General features: G+C 53.3%; 17 protein-coding genes. All 17 read left to right on the top strand.

All coding sequences use genetic code 11. The features are described 5' to 3' along the window. Positions 1–115: 115 nt before the first annotated feature. The 17 genes from K0J45_RS14795 to K0J45_RS14715 all read left to right on the top strand — a co-directional run bounded on the left by K0J45_RS14795 (position 116) and on the right by K0J45_RS14715 (position 19,838). Positions 116–619: an ACT domain-containing protein gene (locus K0J45_RS14795; protein ID WP_011866681.1), complete on the top strand. Its 504-nt coding sequence runs from the start codon at positions 116–118 to the stop codon at positions 617–619. A 125-nt stretch (positions 620–744) separates the two neighbouring features. Further along, on the top strand, positions 745–1,044 hold the full coding sequence (locus K0J45_RS14790) for a BolA family protein (protein WP_144203703.1): 300 nt from the start codon (positions 745–747) through the stop codon (positions 1,042–1,044). 273 nt (positions 1,045–1,317) lie between these two features. Then, entirely contained in the window at positions 1,318–1,827 is a 510-nt protein-coding gene (gene luxS, locus K0J45_RS14785; RefSeq protein ID WP_011866679.1) for an S-ribosylhomocysteine lyase, read from the top strand. Between the two features lie 614 nt (positions 1,828–2,441). Continuing rightward, positions 2,442–3,776 carry a Na(+)-translocating NADH-quinone reductase subunit A gene (locus tag K0J45_RS14780; RefSeq protein ID WP_220045326.1) on the top strand — a complete coding sequence of 445 codons (1,335 nt, stop codon included), beginning with the start codon at positions 2,442–2,444 and terminating at the stop codon, positions 3,774–3,776. Further along, positions 3,776–4,975: an NADH:ubiquinone reductase (Na(+)-transporting) subunit B gene (locus tag K0J45_RS14775; protein ID WP_144203705.1), complete on the top strand. Its 1,200-nt coding sequence runs from the start codon at positions 3,776–3,778 to the stop codon at positions 4,973–4,975. The genes K0J45_RS14780 and K0J45_RS14775 overlap by 1 nt, the downstream gene beginning before the upstream one ends. Then, positions 4,968–5,762, top strand: coding sequence for a Na(+)-translocating NADH-quinone reductase subunit C (locus tag K0J45_RS14770; protein ID WP_011866676.1), 795 nt, complete (start codon positions 4,968–4,970; stop codon positions 5,760–5,762). The genes K0J45_RS14775 and K0J45_RS14770 overlap by 8 nt, the downstream gene beginning before the upstream one ends. Then, positions 5,762–6,394 (top strand): NADH:ubiquinone reductase (Na(+)-transporting) subunit D, encoded by a 633-nt coding sequence (locus tag K0J45_RS14765; protein WP_011866675.1) that lies wholly within the window; start codon positions 5,762–5,764, stop codon positions 6,392–6,394. The genes K0J45_RS14770 and K0J45_RS14765 overlap by 1 nt, the downstream gene beginning before the upstream one ends. Before the next feature lie 5 nt (positions 6,395–6,399). Then, positions 6,400–7,008: an NADH:ubiquinone reductase (Na(+)-transporting) subunit E gene (nqrE, locus tag K0J45_RS14760; protein ID WP_011866674.1), complete on the top strand. Its 609-nt coding sequence runs from the start codon at positions 6,400–6,402 to the stop codon at positions 7,006–7,008. A 48-nt stretch (positions 7,009–7,056) separates the two neighbouring features. After that, positions 7,057–8,304, top strand: a complete 1,248-nt coding sequence (nqrF, locus tag K0J45_RS14755) for an NADH:ubiquinone reductase (Na(+)-transporting) subunit F (RefSeq protein WP_220043107.1) — start codon at positions 7,057–7,059, stop codon at positions 8,302–8,304. Positions 8,305–8,408: 104 nt separating this feature from the next. Continuing rightward, positions 8,409–9,425 (top strand): FAD:protein FMN transferase, encoded by a 1,017-nt coding sequence (locus K0J45_RS14750; protein ID WP_220043106.1) that lies wholly within the window; start codon positions 8,409–8,411, stop codon positions 9,423–9,425. A gap of 168 nt (positions 9,426–9,593) precedes the next feature. Beyond that, complete coding sequence (nqrM, locus tag K0J45_RS14745) at positions 9,594–9,818, top strand: (Na+)-NQR maturation NqrM (protein WP_011866671.1); 225 nt, start codon at positions 9,594–9,596, stop codon at positions 9,816–9,818. A 300-nt stretch (positions 9,819–10,118) separates the two neighbouring features. Continuing rightward, positions 10,119–10,592 (top strand): bacterioferritin, encoded by a 474-nt coding sequence (bfr, locus tag K0J45_RS14740; protein WP_011866670.1) that lies wholly within the window; start codon positions 10,119–10,121, stop codon positions 10,590–10,592. Positions 10,593–10,602: 10 nt separating this feature from the next. Continuing rightward, complete coding sequence (gene bfr / locus K0J45_RS14735) at positions 10,603–11,070, top strand: bacterioferritin (protein ID WP_220043105.1); 468 nt, start codon at positions 10,603–10,605, stop codon at positions 11,068–11,070. Between the two features lie 167 nt (positions 11,071–11,237). Continuing rightward, positions 11,238–12,317 (top strand): DNA polymerase IV, encoded by a 1,080-nt coding sequence (gene dinB, locus K0J45_RS14730; protein ID WP_220043104.1) that lies wholly within the window; start codon positions 11,238–11,240, stop codon positions 12,315–12,317. Positions 12,318–13,186: 869 nt separating this feature from the next. Then, positions 13,187–15,694, top strand: coding sequence for a TonB-dependent receptor (locus K0J45_RS14725; RefSeq protein ID WP_220043103.1), 2,508 nt, complete (start codon positions 13,187–13,189; stop codon positions 15,692–15,694). A gap of 191 nt (positions 15,695–15,885) precedes the next feature. After that, positions 15,886–17,805: a CocE/NonD family hydrolase gene (locus tag K0J45_RS14720; RefSeq protein WP_220043102.1), complete on the top strand. Its 1,920-nt coding sequence runs from the start codon at positions 15,886–15,888 to the stop codon at positions 17,803–17,805. Positions 17,806–18,023: 218 nt separating this feature from the next. Next, on the top strand, positions 18,024–19,838 hold the full coding sequence (locus K0J45_RS14715; protein ID WP_220043101.1) for an acyl-CoA dehydrogenase: 1,815 nt from the start codon (positions 18,024–18,026) through the stop codon (positions 19,836–19,838). Positions 19,839–20,261: the final 423 nt, after the last annotated feature.

The raw sequence follows: 20,261 nt of genomic DNA, 5'->3' as shown, positions 1-20,261 counted from the left end.
GGCGGGAAGTGTAAGCTAGCTCTCACCTTTGCAGGGATGAAAGTTTTATTCTCATCGTGAGCAGGTGTGTCGCACAATGTCTGTGGGACCCTATAACCACCAGAAGGAGTTGCTTATGAATAAGATGTTCGTGACCACGGTAACGGGTATTGTCACCCCTGGGGTGGTGAAGGCGATGGCCAACCTGACCCGAGAGGCGGGTGGCGAGTGGTTAAGCAGCAAGGTGATCAAGATGGATGCCTGGTTTGCCGCCTTGATGAAGGTGGCGATCGCCGGGGACAAGGTCGCCTCACTGCAGGCCGATTTTGTGCAGCAGTTCCCTGAGCTTGTCTTTAGCTTCAGCGACATGGCCGAGGTGTTGAGCGAACACACCCGCAGCCTGAGGTTTAATGTGGACTGCTCAGACAGGCCCGGACTGACGCGGGAGATAGTCGATATCCTCTCTAACCTGGATCTCGAGGTGGAGCAGATGGAGTGCAATAGGGTCCATGTCTCTACCCTGGGACAGACGGTATTCTCGGCCAAGTTGGCCGTTTCCGTGCCCGATGAGATCAGCGGCGACAGCATTATCGAGCTGTTGGAAAATGTTTCCCAAGATGCCAGAGTCAGCCTGACTTAAGCCAGAGGCAAGGGCTGTGGGTTAAGTGATCGCCTGCGGAGTCTGGGTGATGGAGAGTTGATCTTTGTTGCCACTCACAGTACTCTGCGGCCACTTAAGTTTTCTATTCGATAGAGACGATAGCCATGTCAGTAAAACAGCAGATAATCGATACGCTCACCCAAGTCTTAGCCCCTGTGCATCTTGAGGTGATCAACGAGAGCGACAACCACCATGTGCCGCCAAATTCCGAGACCCATTTTAAGGTGATCGTCGCCAGCGCCGTATTCGAAGGCCAGCGTCTCATCGGCCGTCATCGAGCGGTCAACGAGGCGCTCAAGGCGCAGTTCGACGCCGGGCTCCATGCCCTGTCTATGCACACCTTTACCCCCGAAGAGTGGGATCAAGAGGTGCAGGTGCCTAACTCGCCCAAATGTAAGGGCTAAAAGCGTACAGGTTAAAAAGGACTAGCGCCTAGGCCTTTCTTGGCCGTAATGACGCATGAGATTGCGCCAAACGAAGACCACAGTAGGTTAACGCCGCTGTGGTTTTTTGGTTTCAAGGGCTTGAGCTAAGTTCACTTTACTTTCCCCGGCACCTACCGCATATTGTGTAGGTCTATCGCGGCGCGAGGGAAAGCCCTGTCGCCGCACGCCATACTGGTGCTCGGCATGTTGGCAAATAGATAGTTTGAGCATCACCATTTTGGGAGAATAATAATGCCGTTACTCGATAGCTTCACCGTAGATCATACCCGCATGAACGCCCCAGCCGTGCGCGTCGCCAAGACGATGACCACCCCCAAGGGCGATACCATTACCGTCTTCGATCTGCGTTTCTGCGTGCCCAACAAGGAGATCCTGAGCGAGCGCGGCATTCATACCCTGGAGCATCTCTTTGCCGGCTTTATGCGTGACCACCTCAACAGTGATCGCGTCGAGATCATAGATATCTCGCCCATGGGTTGTCGTACCGGTTTCTACATGAGCCTCATCGGCACGCCGAAAGAGGCAGAAGTGGCCGAGTGTTGGTTGGCCGCCATGGAAGATGTGCTCAAGGTCAAGCAGCAGTCTGAGATCCCTGAGCTGAACGAATACCAGTGTGGCACCTATGAGATGCACTCTTTGGAGCAGGCCAAGGAGATCGCCAAGAACATCATCGCTGCCGGGGTGAATGTAAATCGCAACGACGACCTGAAACTCAGCGATGAGATCCTAAAGGGTCTGTAACTTAACCTCGGAATTTGACGTCATCAGAGTGTTAATCAGAGTGCTAATCTGAGTGATGATCTGAGTGCTAATCTGAGTGGTAAAATGTCATAAAAAGCAGCTTAGGCTGCTTTTTGGCTATCTGTATCTTCTTTTTAGCGGTCGGTGGCAGTGTGCATCTGGCTCGTGATGCTCAAATAGACGCCGACTTCTGCCTGAGTTTGGCTTATGGTGTGGTTAAACTTTAGTCGAACAGTCCGGCTTTTCGCCGATTTTTTATGCGTTAAAAAGAGGTGAAAAAAAGCGCGTTTTAGGGGGCGATTTTGCTTCGCAAATCCATATAACCCTGCTAGGACAGGGGGCTAAATTAATTTCCGTTTACCTAAATCATAAAAATCTCTCGAACTGTGATCTACTCCTCACCTTAAAAATCCCCGCATCCCTTTTAAAACACCCGTATTTTTCATGGCGATAAGCAATTATTTACGGTAAAATGCGCCCGACCAGCGTGATTGCGATCGCATTTCTGTAATAAATCTGCGCTAGCTCAATGCGATAGCTGATGTTTGAAATCTATCTCATTTAGCAGGAACGCGACGCATTATCTTTCCTTCATAAACGTAGTGCTTGTGGATATGATTACAATAAAGAAAGGATTGGACCTGCCTATAACAGGCGGACCAGAGCAAGTTATCCATAATGGCCCAGCCATTAAACACGTAGCTACTTTGGGTGAAGAGTATATTGGCCTGCGCCCCACGATGAAGATCAAAGTGGGTGATAAAGTGCAGAAAGGTCAGGTGATTTTTGAAGACAAAAAGAATCCTGGCGTTAAATATACTGCTTTAGCCAGTGGCACCATCTCAGAAATTAACCGGGGCGCCCAGCGTGTTCTTCAGTCTGTCGTCATCGAAGTTGAGGGAGACGACAGCGTTTCTTTCGCTAAGTACGATGCCGCAGCGTTAGACACCCTTGAGCCGCAACTCGTACGCGACAACCTGATCGAATCAGGTGTGTGGCCTGCATTGCGCACGCGTCCTTTCAGCAAAGCACCAGCAGTTGACTCAACGCCTGCCGGTATTTTTGTGACCGCTATCGACACCCAACCGCTTGCAGCCGATCCTGCCGTTATCATTAACGAGCACAAGGAAGACTTTGCCAATGGCTTAAGAGTCCTTGCACGATTGACAGAAGGTAAGGTGTATCTGTGTAAGGCGCCAGGAGCCGATATCCCTGCGGCCAACGCACAAGTCGAAGAGTTTGCCGGTCCGCACCCTGCGGGTCTTGCTGGCACTCATATCCATTTTGTTCTGCCTGCATCGGCTAAACGCACCGTTTGGCATGTTGGCTATCAAGATGTGATCGCAATCGGTCAACTATTTACTACTGGTGAGCTAAACACTCAGCGTGTGGTAGCGATTGCGGGTCCTAAGGCCCTTAAGCCTAGACTCGTACGCACACACAGTGGCGCCTCTATTGCCGAGCTAACCGCCGGTGAAACTGCCCAAGGCGATGTACGCGTTATCGCAGGTTCTGTGCTTTCTGGTAAGACGGCAACTGGCCCACACGCCTACTTGGGACGTTTCTTTAACCAGGTTTCTCTGCTTGAAGAAGGCCGCGAACAAGAATTTATCGGCTGGGCCATGCCTGGTGCCAACAAGTTCTCTATCACGCGCGCTTTCCTGGGTCACCTGTCACCGTCTCGTCTGTTCAATATGACGACCAGCACAGGGGGCTCTGACCGTGCCATGGTGCCAATCGGCAACTATGAGCGTGTTATGCCTCTCGACATTCTTCCTACCATGCTATTGCGTGACCTGGTGTCAGGCGATACCGACGGCGCAGCTGCCTTAGGCGCGTTAGAGTTAGACGAAGAAGATTTGGCACTATGTACTTTCGTATGTCCTGGTAAGTATGACTACGCGTCGTACCTACGCGACTGCCTAGATACGATTGTGAGGGAAGGCTAATGGGCTTGAAACAGTTTTTCAAAAGTATTGAACCCCAGTTTGAAAAGGGCGGGAAATACGAGAAATGGTATGCGCTGTTCGAAGCGGCATACACGGTATTTTATACCCCAGGTCACGTAAACAAGGGTCGTACCCATGTGCGTGATAACTTAGACCTGAAGCGTATGATGATTACGGTTTGGGCCTGTGCATTCCCTGCGATGTTCGTGGGTATGTATAACGTGGGTCTTCAGGCACAAGATGCCTTGCTCGCTGGTTTTGCGACGCCGGATACCTGGCAAACTGCATTGTTTGGTCTGTTCGGCACTGAGCTGACGGCTGACTCGGGTGTTGCTGCCCTGATGTGGTATGGCGCCTGTTGGTTCCTGCCTATCTACGCGGTGACCTTCGCCGTGGGTGGTATCTGGGAAGTCCTGTTTGCGACAGTACGTGGCCACGAAGTTAACGAAGGTTTCTTCGTTACCTCTATCCTGTTTGCCCTGACACTGCCGGCAACCATTCCGTTATGGATGGTGGCGCTAGGTATCACCTTCGGTGTGGTCGTGGCGAAAGAGATCTTCGGTGGTACCGGACGTAACTTCCTTAACCCAGCATTGGCCGGCCGTGCCTTCCTGTTCTTCGCTTACCCGCTAAACATGTCAGGCGACACCACTTGGGTGGTTGCAGACGGTTTCTCTGGTGCGACGGCGCTGAGCCAAGCGGCACAGGGCACTCTGGACTATGGCTTTAACCAAGCTTGGTGGGACGCCTTCCTAGGTTTCATCCCTGGTTCTGTTGGTGAAGTGTCTACGCTGGCGATTCTGCTAGGTGGTCTGGTCATCATCTATACCCGTATCGCGTCATGGCGCATCGTTGGTGGTGTGATGGTCGGTATGATTGCCGTCTCTCTGCTGCTTAACGCTATCGGTAGCGATACCAACCCTATGTTTGCTATGCCTTGGTACTGGCACATGGTACTGGGTGGCTTTGCCTTCGGTATGATGTTCATGGCGACTGACCCAGTTTCTGCGTCTTTCACCAACCAAGCGAAGTGGGCGTACGGTATTTTGATTGGTGCTATGGCCGTATTCATCCGTGTCATTAACCCTGCTTTCCCAGAAGGTATGATGTTGGCCATCCTGTTTGCCAACCTATTTGCGCCGCTATTCGACCACTTCGTGGTTCAAGCGAATATCAAGCGGAGGATTGCTCGTGGCTAGTAATAAAGATTCGTTCGGTAGAACGCTGTTTGTTGTTGTTGGATTATGTTTTATCTGTTCGGTATTCGTTTCTACTGCGGCCGTACTGCTTAAGCCAACTCAACAAGAAAACAAGTTGCTTGATAAGCAAAAGTACATTCTTGAAGCCGCTGGCCTGGTAGACACTAAGTCTGGTGAAGTCAGCAAGGCTAAGATCCTTGAGACTTACGACAAGTATGTTGAAGCTAAGCTGGTTGACCTTAAGTCTGGTGACTGGGTTGAAGGCAACGCCGACACATTCGACACAGAGAAAGCGGCTCGCACCCTTGAGACCTCTTTCAAGCCTGAGCACGACATCGCTTCAGTTAAGCGCGTGGCGAACAAGGGCGTGGTTTACCTGGTTCGTGATGACGCTGGCACACTACAGACAGTGATCATTCCGGTTAAAGGTTACGGCCTATGGTCAACCATGTACGCCTTCCTGGCCGTTGAGTCTGATCTGAACACAGTTCGCAGCTTGGTTTACTACGACTTTACCGGTTCGGGTGAAACTCCGGGCCTAGGTGGTGAAGTACAGAATCCTAAGTGGATCGCCAAGTGGAAGGGTAAGAAGCTTTATGATGACCAAGGCAACCTGGCTATCAAAGTGACTAAGAACCCTGCCGTTGCAGAGAGCGTTCACGGTGTTGACGCACTATCGGGTGCAACACTGACCAGTAACGGTGTACAGCACTCACTGGATTTCTGGTTGGGTAAAGAAGGTTTTGCACGTTTTCTTGAGAAGGCGCGCAACGGAGGACTGAGCTAATGGCTGACGCAAAAGAACTTAAACAGGTTCTGACTGGACCTATCATTAGTAACAACCCGATTGCGTTGCAGATCCTGGGTGTATGTAGTGCCCTGGCGGTAACCAGTAAGATGGAAACTGCCTTGGTAATGACCATAGCTCTGACTGCCGTAACGGCCTTGTCTAACTTGTTCATCTCTATGATACGTAACCACATTCCAAGCAGTGTGCGTATTATCGTTCAGATGACCATTATCGCTTCACTGGTGATCGTGGTTGACCAGGTACTGCAAGCTTATGCCTATGACGTGGCTAAGCAGCTGTCGGTATTCGTGGGTCTGATCATCACCAACTGTATCGTAATGGGCCGCGCCGAAGCTTACGCGATGAAGACGCCGCCTATGATGAGCTTCATGGACGGTATCGGTAACGGTCTGGGTTATGGTGCCATCTTGTTGTCAGTTGGCTTCGTGCGTGAATTGTTTGGTAACGGTTCGCTATTTGGTGTCGAGATCCTAAGCAAGATCTCTGAGGGTGGTTGGTATCAGCCAAACGGTCTGCTTCTGCTGCCACCAAGTGCGTTCTTCCTGATTGCATCGTTGATCTGGATTATCCGTACCATCAAGCCAGAGCAAGTTGAAGCAAAAGGATAAGCGTAATGGAACATTATATTAGTCTATTAATCCGTTCTGTTTTCATTGAAAACATGGCGTTATCCTTCTTCCTTGGTATGTGTACCTTCTTGGCTGTGTCTAAGAAAGTCACCACGGCCATGGGCTTAGGTGTTGCCGTAATCGTGGTATTGGCAATTTCAGTACCTGTTAACCAAATCATCTATCAGGGTATTTTGGCTCCGGGCGCCTTGGCCTGGGCTGGCGTACCCGATGCGGACCTGAGCTTCCTTAAGTTCATCACCTTCATCGGTGTGATCGCGGCGCTGGTTCAAATCCTTGAGATGGCATTGGATAAGTATTTCCCACCGCTATACAACGCGCTGGGGATCTTCCTACCGCTGATCACAGTAAACTGTGCGATTTTCGGTGCGGTTTCTTTCATGGTTGAGCGTGACTACAACCTGGGTGAAAGTTTAGTGTTCGGCATAGGTTCAGGTATCGGTTGGGCACTTGCGATTGTGCTGCTGGCCGGTATCCGTGAGAAGTTAAAATATGCTGATGTCCCTAATGGTCTGCGTGGTCTAGGTATTACCTTCGTGACTGCGGGTTTGATGGCGCTAGGTTTCATGTCGTTCTCAGGTGTGTCTCTGTAATAGAGACACCTTAACGGCTTCTGATTTTGAACCTTTAAGGATAAGTTAATGGGTATTATTGAATCTACTCCAATCGATGTATACCTCGGTGTGAGTATGTTTACAGCCATCGTACTGGTCTTGGTGTTGGTGATTCTGTTCGCCAAATCAAAACTGGTACCGAGTGGCGATATTACTATCGGCATCAACCATGATGCGGATAAAGCAATTAAAACACCTGCGGGCGGCAAACTACTGGGCGCACTGGCTGATAACGGTATCTTCGTATCGTCGGCTTGTGGTGGCGGTGGTTCTTGTGGCCAGTGTAAGGTGATCGTTAAGTCTGGCGGCGGTGATATTCTGCCAACAGAACTCGACCATATCTCAAAGGGCGATGCCCGTAACGGTTGTCGTCTCTCTTGTCAGGTGAACGTTAAGTCAGATATGGAGATCGAACTGGAAGAAGAGATCTTCGGTATCAAGAAGTGGGAATGTGAAGTTATCTCTAACGATAACAAGGCGACCTTCATTAAAGAGCTTAAGCTGGCTATCCCTGATGGCGAGTCTGTGCCTTTCCGTGCCGGTGGTTACATCCAGATCGAAGCGCCTGCGCACCATGTTAAGTACGCCGATTTCGACGTACCAGCAGAATACCGTGGTGACTGGGAGCACTTTGGCTTCTTCAAGCTAGAGTCTAAGGTTGACGAAGAGACAATCCGTGCGTACTCAATGGCGAACTATCCTGAAGAGGAAGGTATCATCATGCTGAACGTACGTATCGCGACACCGCCTCCACGTAACCTGTCACTGCCTTGCGGTAAGATGTCTTCATACATCTGGAGCCTGAAGGCGGGCGACAAGGTGACTATCTCTGGTCCATTCGGTGAATTCTTCGCGAAAGATACCGATGCCGAGATGGTATTCATCGGTGGTGGTGCAGGTATGGCACCAATGCGTTCACACATCTTCGACCAGCTCAAGCGTCTTAAGTCTAAGCGTAAGATGAGCTTCTGGTACGGTGCGCGTTCTAAGCGTGAGATGTTCTACGTTGAAGACTTCGACGGCCTGGCGGCTGAGAACGATAACTTCGTATGGCACGTGGCCCTGTCTGATCCACAACCCGAAGATAACTGGGATGGTTACACAGGCTTCATCCACAACGTATTGTATGAAAACTACCTACGTGACCACGACGCGCCAGAAGATTGTGAGTTCTACATGTGTGGACCTCCAATGATGAACGCGGCGGTTATCGGTATGCTTAAAGATCTTGGCGTTGAAGATGAAAACATCCTGCTGGATGACTTCGGCGGCTAAGCAATCATTCTTGTGATATTATTGCCGTGATTATCGTGCTCCCTAAGGCGCCAAAGGCCCTTAGGGAGTGTGTTACCGGGTTATCATTAAGGACAATGGTCAATATGTATAAGACCTTTATCAAGGGGTTAGTCCTGGCGGGACTAGCCTTTTTTATTTCGGCCTGTAGCCAACCTGTCAAGATGATCTCCATGTCTGGGCAGACCATGGGCACCACCTACCACATCAAATTTGTCGGCGACAAGCAGATGCCCGACGAGCAGCTGCTGCAGGCGGAGATCGACCTGGCGCTGGAGCAGGTGAACGATCAGATGTCCACCTATCGCAAAGACTCAGAGCTGTCGCGCTTCAATCAGATGACGCTCGAATCTAGCCTGACGGTATCGCCAGACACGGCCAAGGTAGTGCAGACGGGTATCGACCTCTATCGCAAGACAGATGGCGCCCTGGATATCACCCTGGGGCCGCTGGTAAACCTCTGGGGCTTCGGTCCCGACAAGCGTCCGACTCGCGTGCCAAGCGCCGAGTTGATTGCCGAAACCAAGGCCAAGACGGGTATCGAGTATCTTAAGGTCGATGGCCTTAAGCTGAGCAAGACCAATCCTGCCCTGTATGTCGACCTTTCTTCCATCGCCAAAGGCTTTGGGGTCGACAAGGTGGCTAAGCTGCTGAGCAAGTATCACCCTAAAGGTTATCTGGTGGAGATAGGCGGCGAGATCAGCCTCTTCGGCGTCAAGGCCGACGACAGCCCTTGGGTGATCGCCATAGAACAGCCCGATGAGGATGAGCGCGTGGTGCAGCAGCTGCTGGAGCCTGGCAACATCGCCATGGCGACTTCGGGCGACTATCGCAACTACTATGAGGAGGAGGGGCAACGCTTCACTCATATTATCGATCCGCGCAACGGCTACCCGATCGACCATAAGCTTGCCTCTGTGACCGTGCTGGCCAAGGAGAGCATGATTGCCGACGGTTACGCCACCGCCATGATGGTGCTGGGCACAGAGGCCTCGCTGGCACTGGCCGAACGTGAGCATCTGGCCATCATGTTGATCGAGAAGCAAGCGCAAGGTTTCAAGGTCTACTATAGCGATGCCTTTAAGCCCTACGTGGGTTTGTGATAGAATAGCGTCCATCGGTGCGCCGGCCCGCTCAATATAGTGGCTAGGCGCACTCTTAAATGCAGTCTTGCATGTCGGTTGATTAGCTTGCCAACGAGCTAGTCGACTAGTTAGCGAATGGTTAGACACATAAGCGAAACAGCCACTTATGTGTATCTGGAGTCAGTGATGAGCACTTTTTTAGCGGCTTTTGTGGTATTACTACTGTTTTTCGTTCTTATGTCTATCGGCTACCTGGTGAAGCAGAAGGCGGTTGCCGGCAGCTGCGGTGGTCTGGGTGCCCTGGGTATCGAGAAGGCCTGTGACTGTGACGACCCATGCGATAAGCGTAAGGCGAAGATGGCCGAAGAAGAGGCCCGTCGCGAGAAGCTGGCCAAAGATCGCATCATCTAGCCCGCGCCTGTGAGGCGTCATTATTAAAGGTCCCATTCGGGGCCTTTTTTGTTACCCCTGTTTTTCATTACTCTTCACTTAGACTCGCCTCCACCTAGACTCATCTCTTCCTTAGCGCCTTGTGCTTACTGTCGGCCTTAACACTCTGGATTCATTATCTTTAATCGCCTTGGTAATCAAAGCGCGAATGAGAACGATTTTCTTTGATAACTGATTGAAACTTAATGTTTATTTGTAATTGAGTGAAAATTGCTCTAGGCTTAAATATTGATTTAGATCAAATCTTACTAAGGAGATCAAATGAAGGGTCATCCGAACGTCATTCGTCAGTTAAACAAGATACTGACCTTCGAATTGACGGCCATCAACCAGTACTTCTTGCACGCACGCATGTACAAAAATTGGGGTCTGGAAGAGCTCAATGAGAAGTGCTACAAGAAGTCGATCAAAGATATGAAGCATGCCGACAAGTTGATCGAGCGGGTGCTGTTTCTCGAAGGCCTGCCTAATCTGCAACAGCTCGAGAAGCTGCGCATAGGTGAGAACCCGGAAGAGATGTTGCAGTGCGACAAGACCATGCTCGAAGAGCAGCTGGTCGAGCTGCGCAGCGTGATCGCCCTGTGTGAGACGGAGCGAGACTATGTGAGCCGCGAGATCCTCGAAGATCTGCTCGAAGATGAGGAGGAGTATCTGGACTGGATCGAGGCGCAGCAAGATCTGATTAAGATGACGGGCATTCAAAATTACCTGCAGTCGCAGATGGAATCTGAATAGGGAGAGAAGCATGAAAGGCAATCAGGAAGTGATCGACACCCTCAACAAGCTGCTCACCGGTGAGTTGTCGGCGATGGATCAATACTTTGTCCACGGCTTGATGTACGAAGACTGGGGACTTAATGAGCTGCACGAGCGGATCTCTCACGAGTCTGACGATGAGCGCGAACACGCCAAGAAGCTGGTGCAGCGGATTCTGTTCCTCGAGGGCACCCCGGATGTCGCCAGCCGCGAGGCGCTGAACATAGGTAAAGATCCCCAGGAGATGCTGCAAAGTGATCTCAACTATGAGTATCAGGTGGCGGCCAACCTGCGTGAAGCCATCGCCCTGTGCGAGGAAAAGCAGGATTACGTCTCCCGCGAGCTGTTAGAGGTCTTGCTGGAAGAGACAGAGTCTGATCACATGTACTGGCTTGAGAAGCAGCTGGGCCTCATCGACAAGATAGGTCTGCAGAACTACCTCCAGTCTAAAATGTAATAGACTGAGCCGATATAATGCATTAGCCATTCGGCGCCACGAAACAGAGATAAAGCCACCCTAGGGTGGCTTTTTGCTGCCCGTCGTCTGGCGCATAGCTGTCGTTCATCGCGAAGTGATTGAATACTGTTTAAATGTACAGTATTCTTGGCGGTGGAGGTATTAAGGTGAAAAAGATTATTCATGTAGACATGGACTGCTTCTTTGCGGCGGTCGAGATGCGTGATTTTCCCGAGCTCAGAGGCAAGCCAATTGCCGTCGGCGGACGCAGCGATCGCCGCGGCGTCATCAGCACCTGTAACTACGAGGCGCGCAAGTTTGGCGTGCGCTCGGCCATGGCCTCCGCCTATGCCCTCAAGCTCTGCCCGGATCTCATCCTGGTGCCCGGACGCATGTCTGTCTACAAGGAGGTGTCGGCGCAGATCCGTGAGGTGTTTGCCCGCTACACTGAGCTGATCGAGCCGCTCTCCCTGGATGAAGCCTATCTGGATGTCAGTGACTGCACTCAGCATCAGGGCTCGGCCACATTGATCGCCGAGGCGATTCGCCGGGAGATCTTCGAGGTGACCGGGCTTACCGCCTCTGCAGGTATTGCGCCGGTGAAGTTTCTGGCCAAGATAGCCTCGGATCTCAATAAGCCCAACGGCCAGTATGTGATCACTCCGCAGATGATCCCCGAGTTTGTGAAGACACTGGCGCTGATTAAGATCCCCGGTGTCGGTAAGGTGACCGCGGCTAAGCTGGAAACCATGGGGCTGATTACCTGCGCCGATGTGCAGGCCTGTAGCCGTCAGAGCCTGATGGAGCGCTTCGGTAAGTTTGGCGGCGTGCTCTATGACAGGGCGCAGGGGATAGACCCCCGCGGCATCTCGCCCCACAGGGAACGTAAGTCTGTCGGCGTCGAGACCACGCTCGCCAAAGATATCTACACCTATGAGCAGTGTCAGGCGGTGATGCCTCAGCTGATCCAGGAGCTGTCCGGGCGCATCAGTCGCAGTGCCAAGTCGCGCCGCATTCACAAGCAGGTGGTTAAGCTCAAGTTTGACGACTTCAAACAGACCACCATAGAGCAGCGCAGCGACGAGGTCTCGGTGAAGCTGTTTTACGATCTGCTTAAACAGGCACTAGAGCGCCGGGCGGGTAGAGGCATTCGCCTGCTGGGTGTATCGGTCGGGCTCGAGAGCGAGGCTGTGGGGGCCGGGCTGGATGAGGAGGAGCATGGGGCGCAGATGGATCTCGGGTTTTAGCGTTAACCCTATTAACCCTATTAACCTAATTTGGCTCGTAGTTTGGACGGTTATTGCGCCAGGTTAGATATTTGAAGCTTTACCCTTCATGGCAACCTAACGCCTGCCCGGCGGGTGCAGTACATGGAGGTACCAATGTCGTGATCACATGGATGTGAAGGAACGACGTATGTGCAAGCACACTTTTGACACGGTGAGTGAAGCGCAGCTTCGCGCTCGCGAACGAGAGGCATGGATGCCGAACTGGCATTTAAACACGGATGTTATTTGAATATGTCCCTATACGCTCCGCGGCGACGTCCTGTCGCCGAGGGTCAAAAGCCTGCTTACACCTGTATCTTCTATCTCTTCGATTTGACCTTTTTATTTCCAATGGTTTGGCGCGAATTGGCTTTAACTCTTTGTAACAGCTCCGATGAGCTTGTTAGTTTGGGCCATCTATGAACCTGTTTTCCTCTCTAATTCATTGCGTTTGCCCAGGTGTAATAGAGCCAGATTTGCTTAAAAAACGAGCCCCTACAAGGGGTAGGGGTTTTTAGGGGAGCTATGGGGGCAGATGAATGATTCATCATCACCATCATGAATGTTACACAATCATTATAATAAATTTAAAAATTGGTAACGCGCTCCATATACTCGATTCTTACAGTCTTTGCTTATGTTTGTGGCCTGATGTACCGCGGGGGGAATAGGTGCTATGGCAATAAATATTGCAGTTAGTGCAGGACTCGGTAAGGAGGTGCGGCTGATTTCCACATCGCCAACATCCTAATAAATATAAAACGTAATAAAGGAAGGATAGGATGATGGAAAAATACATTAAACCCAATCACTTATTACGCTCCCGAGCAGCAGTAAGTCGGAGCAACATGAAGCTAAGTTGTTTGGCCATGGCGGTTTTTGGGGCTATTTCAGGTCAAGTTTTTGCAGAGGAAGCGCAGGCGCCAGAAGAAGCGAAAGAGCAGAAGGCGAGCGCGTTCGAAGTCATCGAGGTGACGGCGCAAAAACGTGTGCAACGTATGCAAGATGTCGGCATCGCGATCTCCGCGTTTAAAGCCGATGAGCTGGAAGATCTCGGTGCCTATCAGGCGTCGGCTCTGGCGGAATTTATCCCTAACATGGAGGTCGCCGTCTCAGACGATAGCGGCATCCCTATCTTCGTGATCCGTGGTGTGGGTCTGCAGGACTACAACACTAACAACACGCCTAATACGGCCGTGGTCGTCGACGACGTCTATCAGCCCTATGGCATCTATAGCGCCTTCGCTATGTTCGATACCGATAGGGTAGAGGTGCTCAAGGGGCCTCAGGGCGGTCTGTATGGACGCAACTCTACCGGCGGCGCCATCTCTTTCTCTTCCAAGCGACCAGAGCTGGAGACCACGGAAGCCAATGTGGCGGTGGATTACGGTAACTATAATTCGCTCAACATCCGCGCCGGAGCCAGCCTGCCGCTGGGTGAGGTCGCCGCGGTGCGCCTCGCCGTGCAGTCAGAGACCAGCGACGGCTACTACTACAACACCTATCTGAATCGCGATCAGGGTGGCAAAGATAAGCAGCAGGCACGCTTTACCCTACACTATGAGCCAGCCGACTATTTCGCGGCAGATCTCAGATATACCTATGGCCGTGACACCTCAGAGGCGTCGATCCCCGAGGTAACAGGCTTGCTGGACAGCAACGCCTACTGGGAGGGACCGCTGGCGGGCTTCCCTGGGCTGCCGTCGATGAATATTCCCTACAACCAGGATGGCACGCCGGCTTATTGTGACGCCGTGCTGCAAACCGGTATCCCGGATGCCAGCTGTATCAACATGAACCGCGCCAGCGCCGATGGCGACCCATACAGCGGCGCCGATGCCAGGGTGCACCCTAACGACGACACCTACCATTCAGTGTCGCTAAACATGAACTGGGATTTCTCCGACTACTCGCTGATATCTATCACCAACTACACCCAGATGCAGTTTAAGCATCGCAACGGTGTCGGCTCGGTGGGTCTTGGCCCTGGTCAGGATCAAGAAGCCTGGGAGCAAGCCAGTCGCGATTATGGTCGCCTCAATGGTGGCGATCTCAACGAGATGTATGTCACCCAGTATGACTCTGACACCAGCTCATGGAGCCAGGAGCTGCGCTTGCTGTCCAACTATGGTGGCGATTTCAACTGGATGGTGGGTCTGGTGTATGCCGAGGATAACCTGGACGACCTGAGAAACTGCTCCTTTGCCGCCAACGTCTATGCCGACTGGAAGCAGTTCCCAGGCTGCGGCACCATGGCCTATACCCAGGATACCGAGGTGACTTCAGGCTATGCCCAGCTCACCTATGCCATCAGCGATACCCTGTCGACTACGGTGGATCTGCGTTACACCCAGGAGAAGAAGGACTATGTCGGCGACGTGTTTGTCAACGACGGCACCTGGATCTGTACGGCCAATGGCCTTAACACCACAGATCCCGATAGCCCGAACTACTGTGCCAACTTCATCGGTTGGGACCCAGTTACCGGCCGCTACGATCTGGCACGAGGCAACACGTCTCACTATGACGAGAGTGACCCGTCGTGGAAGGTTAACCTGGACTGGAAGGTCACTCCAGATACCCTCTTGTATGCCAGTGTGGGCAGCAGTTTTAAGTCCGGCGGCTTCTTCGGTGGCTTCCTGACCAACCCTAACGCTATCCGTCCCTACAAGCCGGAGCGTAACAACGGGGTGGAGCTAGGCTTCAAGTCGACCCTGGAAGATTATCGCGTGCAGATCAATGGCGCGGCCTTCTACTACGACTACCGCGACTTCCAGTCGGCTATCCAGGAGGTTGACCAGTCAACCGGTGGAGTCTTCAACGGCCTGCGTAACCTGGGTGACGTCATCATGCAGGGCGCCGAATTGGATCTGCGCTGGATGGCGACCGAGGACTTCGAGATCCGCGCCGCTATCGGCCTGCTCGACACCGAAGTAGACAAGGTCACTAAGTTCGAGTCTGCCGACGTCGGCATCACCAACATCTTCGGTGAAGTGATCGATATTCAGGGTAACGAACTCAACAACGCGCCTAAGTTCAGCGGCAACCTGATCGCCCGTTATCACTATCAGCTCAGCGCCGAGCTGGAAGGTTTCATCCAGTTGGATGCCTCCTTCAAGGATGACTACTGGCTGTCTGTGTCTAACGAACCCATCTATCGCGAGAAGGGTTACACCCTGGTCAATATGCGGGCGGAGATCTTCAGCCCGGCTGACAACTGGAGTGTGGCTGTCTGGGGACGCAACCTGACCGACAAGACCTATCGCAACAGCTTCTATCTGGATGGTTTGGACAGTGGCTATAGCGAATATAACGCGCCGCGAACCTTTGGTGTGAGCCTGTCTTACAACTACTAGAGCACAGCTTTTCCCCGGCTTCCCTGACTTAAAGACTGCACACTGTCGTCAGGGAGCCGCTTTTTATTCCTTCCCTGGCGATGTGACTGCATCGCCAGGCCTCGAAGGCGGGGCGGAAAGGGATAACCCTGGAGGGAAGGGCTTAAGTTGAAGTAAGCGCAATAAGATCAATAACAGATAGGAAATGAGACATGGAACAAGTTAGGGGAAAATCACAGCGCGCCGCTTGCTGGCTGGCCGCCGGCCTGTTGACGATTTCGGCTGGTGTAACTATCACGCCAATCATAGTGCCAATCGCCGCGGCTGAGTCTGCAACTAACCAGCCTGGGCAGAGCGAACAGGCTCTTAGTGAAAATAGTAAGGTGTCCAGCTTTGGCCACTACCAAGGTTACTCTCAGGAACGTTTCGATGGCTGGGTGACCAGCTCAGAGTACATCACCACGCGCGACGGCACCAAGCTGGCGGCGGATATCTCACGTCCGGCCAACCATGGTGTGGTGACGAAAGAGAAGTTACCCGTACTCTGGACCTACTCACGCTACCACAGAGAGTTTGAGCCTGGGGTAACCAACATAGACGACGATGCCATCTTGCAGCGTCTCGCCAGACACGGCTATGTGATCGCCAGCGTCAACGTGCGTGGCGGCGGGGCCTCTTTCGGTCGTTACCAGGGGCTGTTCAGCGCGCCCGAGACCAGCGATGCCTATGATGTCATCGACTGGCTTTCCAAGCGGCCGTACAGCAGCGGCAACATAGGTATGTATGGCCTCTCTTACATGGGGATCACCCAGTACATGGCTGCCAGCACTAAGCATCCGGCGCTTAAGGCCATCACCCCGGAGAACGGTTATTTTAGCCTCTATGACGCCGTTCGCCGTGGCGGCATTATGCGTCAGGACTTGGTGGAAAGCTGGGGCAAGGGTACTCAGTACCTGGATAAGGTACGCAAGCCCACGCCGGTGGATGCCGATACCGATGGCACTCTGGCGGCGGCCGCCGTGAAGGAGCATGCCACCAACTTCGACCCCATAGCACCACTCGCGGCGGCGAAGCTGCGCGACGATACCGCGCCCGAGTTCGATTGGTACAAGGATATGCCCTCGGCGATAAACACAGCCCTCAACGAGTCTGGCGTGGCCATCTACCATTTCGGCTCCTGGCATGATCCCTACACCACAGACACCTTAGTGCATTTCGAAAACTATCACGGCCCGCAGAAGATGGCCTTTGGCCCCTGGTCCCACGTCACCAATAACGAGGCGGAAAAGCTGGAGCGTGACAAAGTATATGGCGCCGAGTTTCAGCGCTGGTTCGACTACTGGCTGAAGGGGATCAAGAACGGCGTGATGGATGGGCCGCAAATTCATGTGGCCGAGGTGGATAGCATGCGTAAGCAGTGGCAGTGGATCTCGTTGCCCCAGTTCCCCCTCCAGAAGGCGCGCACCAGCTTCTATTTTGGTGAATCCAGCGCCAAGAGCGACTTGGTGACAGATCATCTGCTGTCGACTCAGGCGCCTGTGCTGTCGACGCAGAAACCCGATGCCAGCGCGCTGTTGGCCTATCAGGTCAACGATCTGACCACGACGGGCACGGCGACTCGCTGGGATTCCAACTATGGCACTCAGGTCAACTATCCGGATATGACGGCCAACGACGGGCATTCGCTGACCTTTACGACGGCGCCCCTCGACAAGGATATGGTGATTGCCGGTATCCCGCTGGTCAAACTCTTCGTCTCGGCCAGTACGCCAGATGCCGATGTGTATGCCCTGCTGGAAGAGGTGGAGGCCGACGGTCGCTCCAACTACATCACGGAAGGCAATCTGAGATTATCTCTGCGCAAGCAGCACAAGGCGCCCTGGAATAATCTGGATATCCCCTGGCATCGCGCCTTAAAGGAGGATCAGCAACTGCTGACGCCGGGCGAGGTGGTCGAAGCCAACTTCGACATCATGCCAGTGGTCTATCGCATCAATAAAGGCAATCGTCTGCGCGTCGCCATTATGGGCGCTGACAAAGACAATATGGAGGCGCCGCCGTATCCCGAGGCGCAGCTCTCCTTAAGCGTAGGTGGTGCCCAGGCATCGCAAATCGCCTTGCCGCTGATGTAGCGTGCTAATCCTAATGGTTGATAAAACGGCGGAGATAGCGCTGCCGTTTCATCACATAACTTATTGAGTTTATTGGATATCGGCTTAGGTTTAGGTACCCAATTTATACCGGCCGGGCAGATCTTGTCCCTGCGCCACAGCGCCCTCACTCGTGAGGGCTTTTGTGCCAGAGTGCGGTTCACTAGGCCAATTTTCGCAGACGTTAATGGAGTTTCCCAATGACAGTACAACTACTCAATGCCCGCGACATGGATTTTCTGCTGTATGAATTCCTGGACACAGAAGGACTACTGCAGCGCCCCCGTTATTGCGAGCACAGCCGCGAGGTGTTTGACGCCACCCTGGAGACGGCGAAAACCATCGCCGAGAAATACTTTGCCAATCACAACCACAAGGGGGATGAGCAGGAGCCGACCTTCGATGGTGAAAGGGTGCAGATGATCCCGGAAACCAAGGAGGCCTGGGATCATTTTGCCGATGCTGGCTTTCTGGCTGCCCACTATGACTTCGAAGATGGCGGCATGCAGCTGCCAGAGATCATACTGCGCGCCGCGATGGCCTATTTCAGCGCCGCCAATACCGCCACCGCCGGCTATCCTTGCCTGAGTCTGGGGGCGGCTAACCTGATCCAGAGCTTTGGCAGCGACGAGCAGAAGGCTAAATTTATTCCCCCCATGCAGGAGGGCCGCTTCGCCGGTACCATGGCGATGACAGAGCCGGGTCAGGGCTCGGCGCTGGCCGACATCACCACCAAGGCGGTGCCACAGGCCGACGGCAGCTATCTGATCACGGGCCAGAAGATGTTTATCTCAGGCGGCGATCAGAGCATCACAGAGAACATCATCCACATGACCCTGGCGAAGATCGAGGGCGCCCCGGCCGGCGTCAAGGGGATCTCCCTGTTTATCGTGCCCAAGTTCCTAGTCAATGACGATGGCTCCCAGGGGGAGCGCAACGACGTGGCCCTGGCCGGTCTGCTGCACAAGATGGGCTTTCGTAACACCACCTCTACTGTCTTGTCATTTGGCGAGAAGGGCGGCGCCGTGGGTTACCTGGTCGGTGAGCCCCACAAGGGGCTGGCCTACATGTTCCAGATGATGAATGAGGCGCGCATCTTCGTCGGTAGCACGGCGGCGGTGCTGGGCTACCAGGGCTTTAATGCCTCCCTGGAATACGCCCGTGAGCGCCCTCAGGGACGTCTGCCATCAAACAAAGATCCAGAGTCCAGGCAGATCCCTATCGTGCAACATGCCGATGTGCGCCGCATGCTGCTGGCGCAGAAGGCCTATGTGGAAGGCTCGCTAGCGCTGTGTCTGTATGCCAGCTCGCTGTTTGAAGATAGCCACACGGCGGATACGCCAGAGGCCCGTCAGCAGGCCTTCATGCTGCTGGATCTGCTGACGCCCATAGTCAAATCCTGGCCCTCAAAGTACGCCCTCAAGGCCAACGATCTGGCCATACAGGTACTCGGTGGCTCGGGTTATATCCGCGAGTATCCGGTAGAGCAGTATTATCGCGACAATCGCCTCAATCCAATCCATGAGGGCACGGAGGCGATCCACGGCCTGGATATCCTGGGGCGCAAGGTGCCTATGGGGAATATGGCCGCCTATGAGCTGTTTGTGAAGGCGGTGGAAGCCACTGCCGCAGAGGCTGGCGCAAGAGAGGCGACGGCCGAGATGGGGCAGTCCCTACTCGCCGCACTTGGCAAGCTGAGCAGGCTCAATGCCGTGCTGCTGCCTATGCTGGCCAAAGACCCTGACCTAGGCCTGGCCAACGCCACCCTGTATCTGGATGTGTTTGGCCGCATCACCGCCAGCTGGATCTGGCTACAGCAGGCCAATATCGCCGCAGCCAAGCTGGCCGAAGAGGGGACTCTGTCTGTCGATGATGCCAACTTCTACCAGGGTAAGTTGCAGGCGGCGCGTTACTACCTGGAGTGGGAACTGCCGGAGATCGACCCGCAGATCGATCTGCTGGAGAGTCATAACAGTGTGCCCTTCGATATGCAGGACGCCTGGTTCCAGTCCTAGGGGGCACGCTAGGGCTGTCTATGACCTGAGTCTTACATAGCCGATATCATTATCAGTTTTAACGCCAGTACCAGTTGCAATGCCAGTCGGGAGGGAGCTCCGGCTGGCATTTTGTTATCTTCTGCTTTTTCTCTCCTGCTCCTTCTCTTCTGCTCTTTTACTCGAATCCCTGCTTCTCCCATCTGCGGCTCATCGAATCGCAGCATGTCTTTCTCAGCGTTCTCTGCTTTCTCTGCTTGCTCAGCCTCTTCTCAGCGCGCTTTCTCTGTCGTTGAGACGTGTATTGCCCGGTTGTACTAGATCGGCTTAGGGACAGCCTCAGGGGGCCTAGTGCTGCCTAGCGCTGCTTGGTGAGCCGGACGCTTGGGGAAGGGCTGTGACAGGGCCGCGATAGATGAGGTTAGCCGCTAGAAAACAGGGATA

The sequence above is a fragment of the Shewanella alkalitolerans genome, assembly GCF_019457575.1.
Classification (GTDB): domain Bacteria; phylum Pseudomonadota; class Gammaproteobacteria; order Enterobacterales; family Shewanellaceae; genus Shewanella; species Shewanella loihica.
This window is presented reverse-complemented; position numbering and strand designations above follow the sequence as displayed.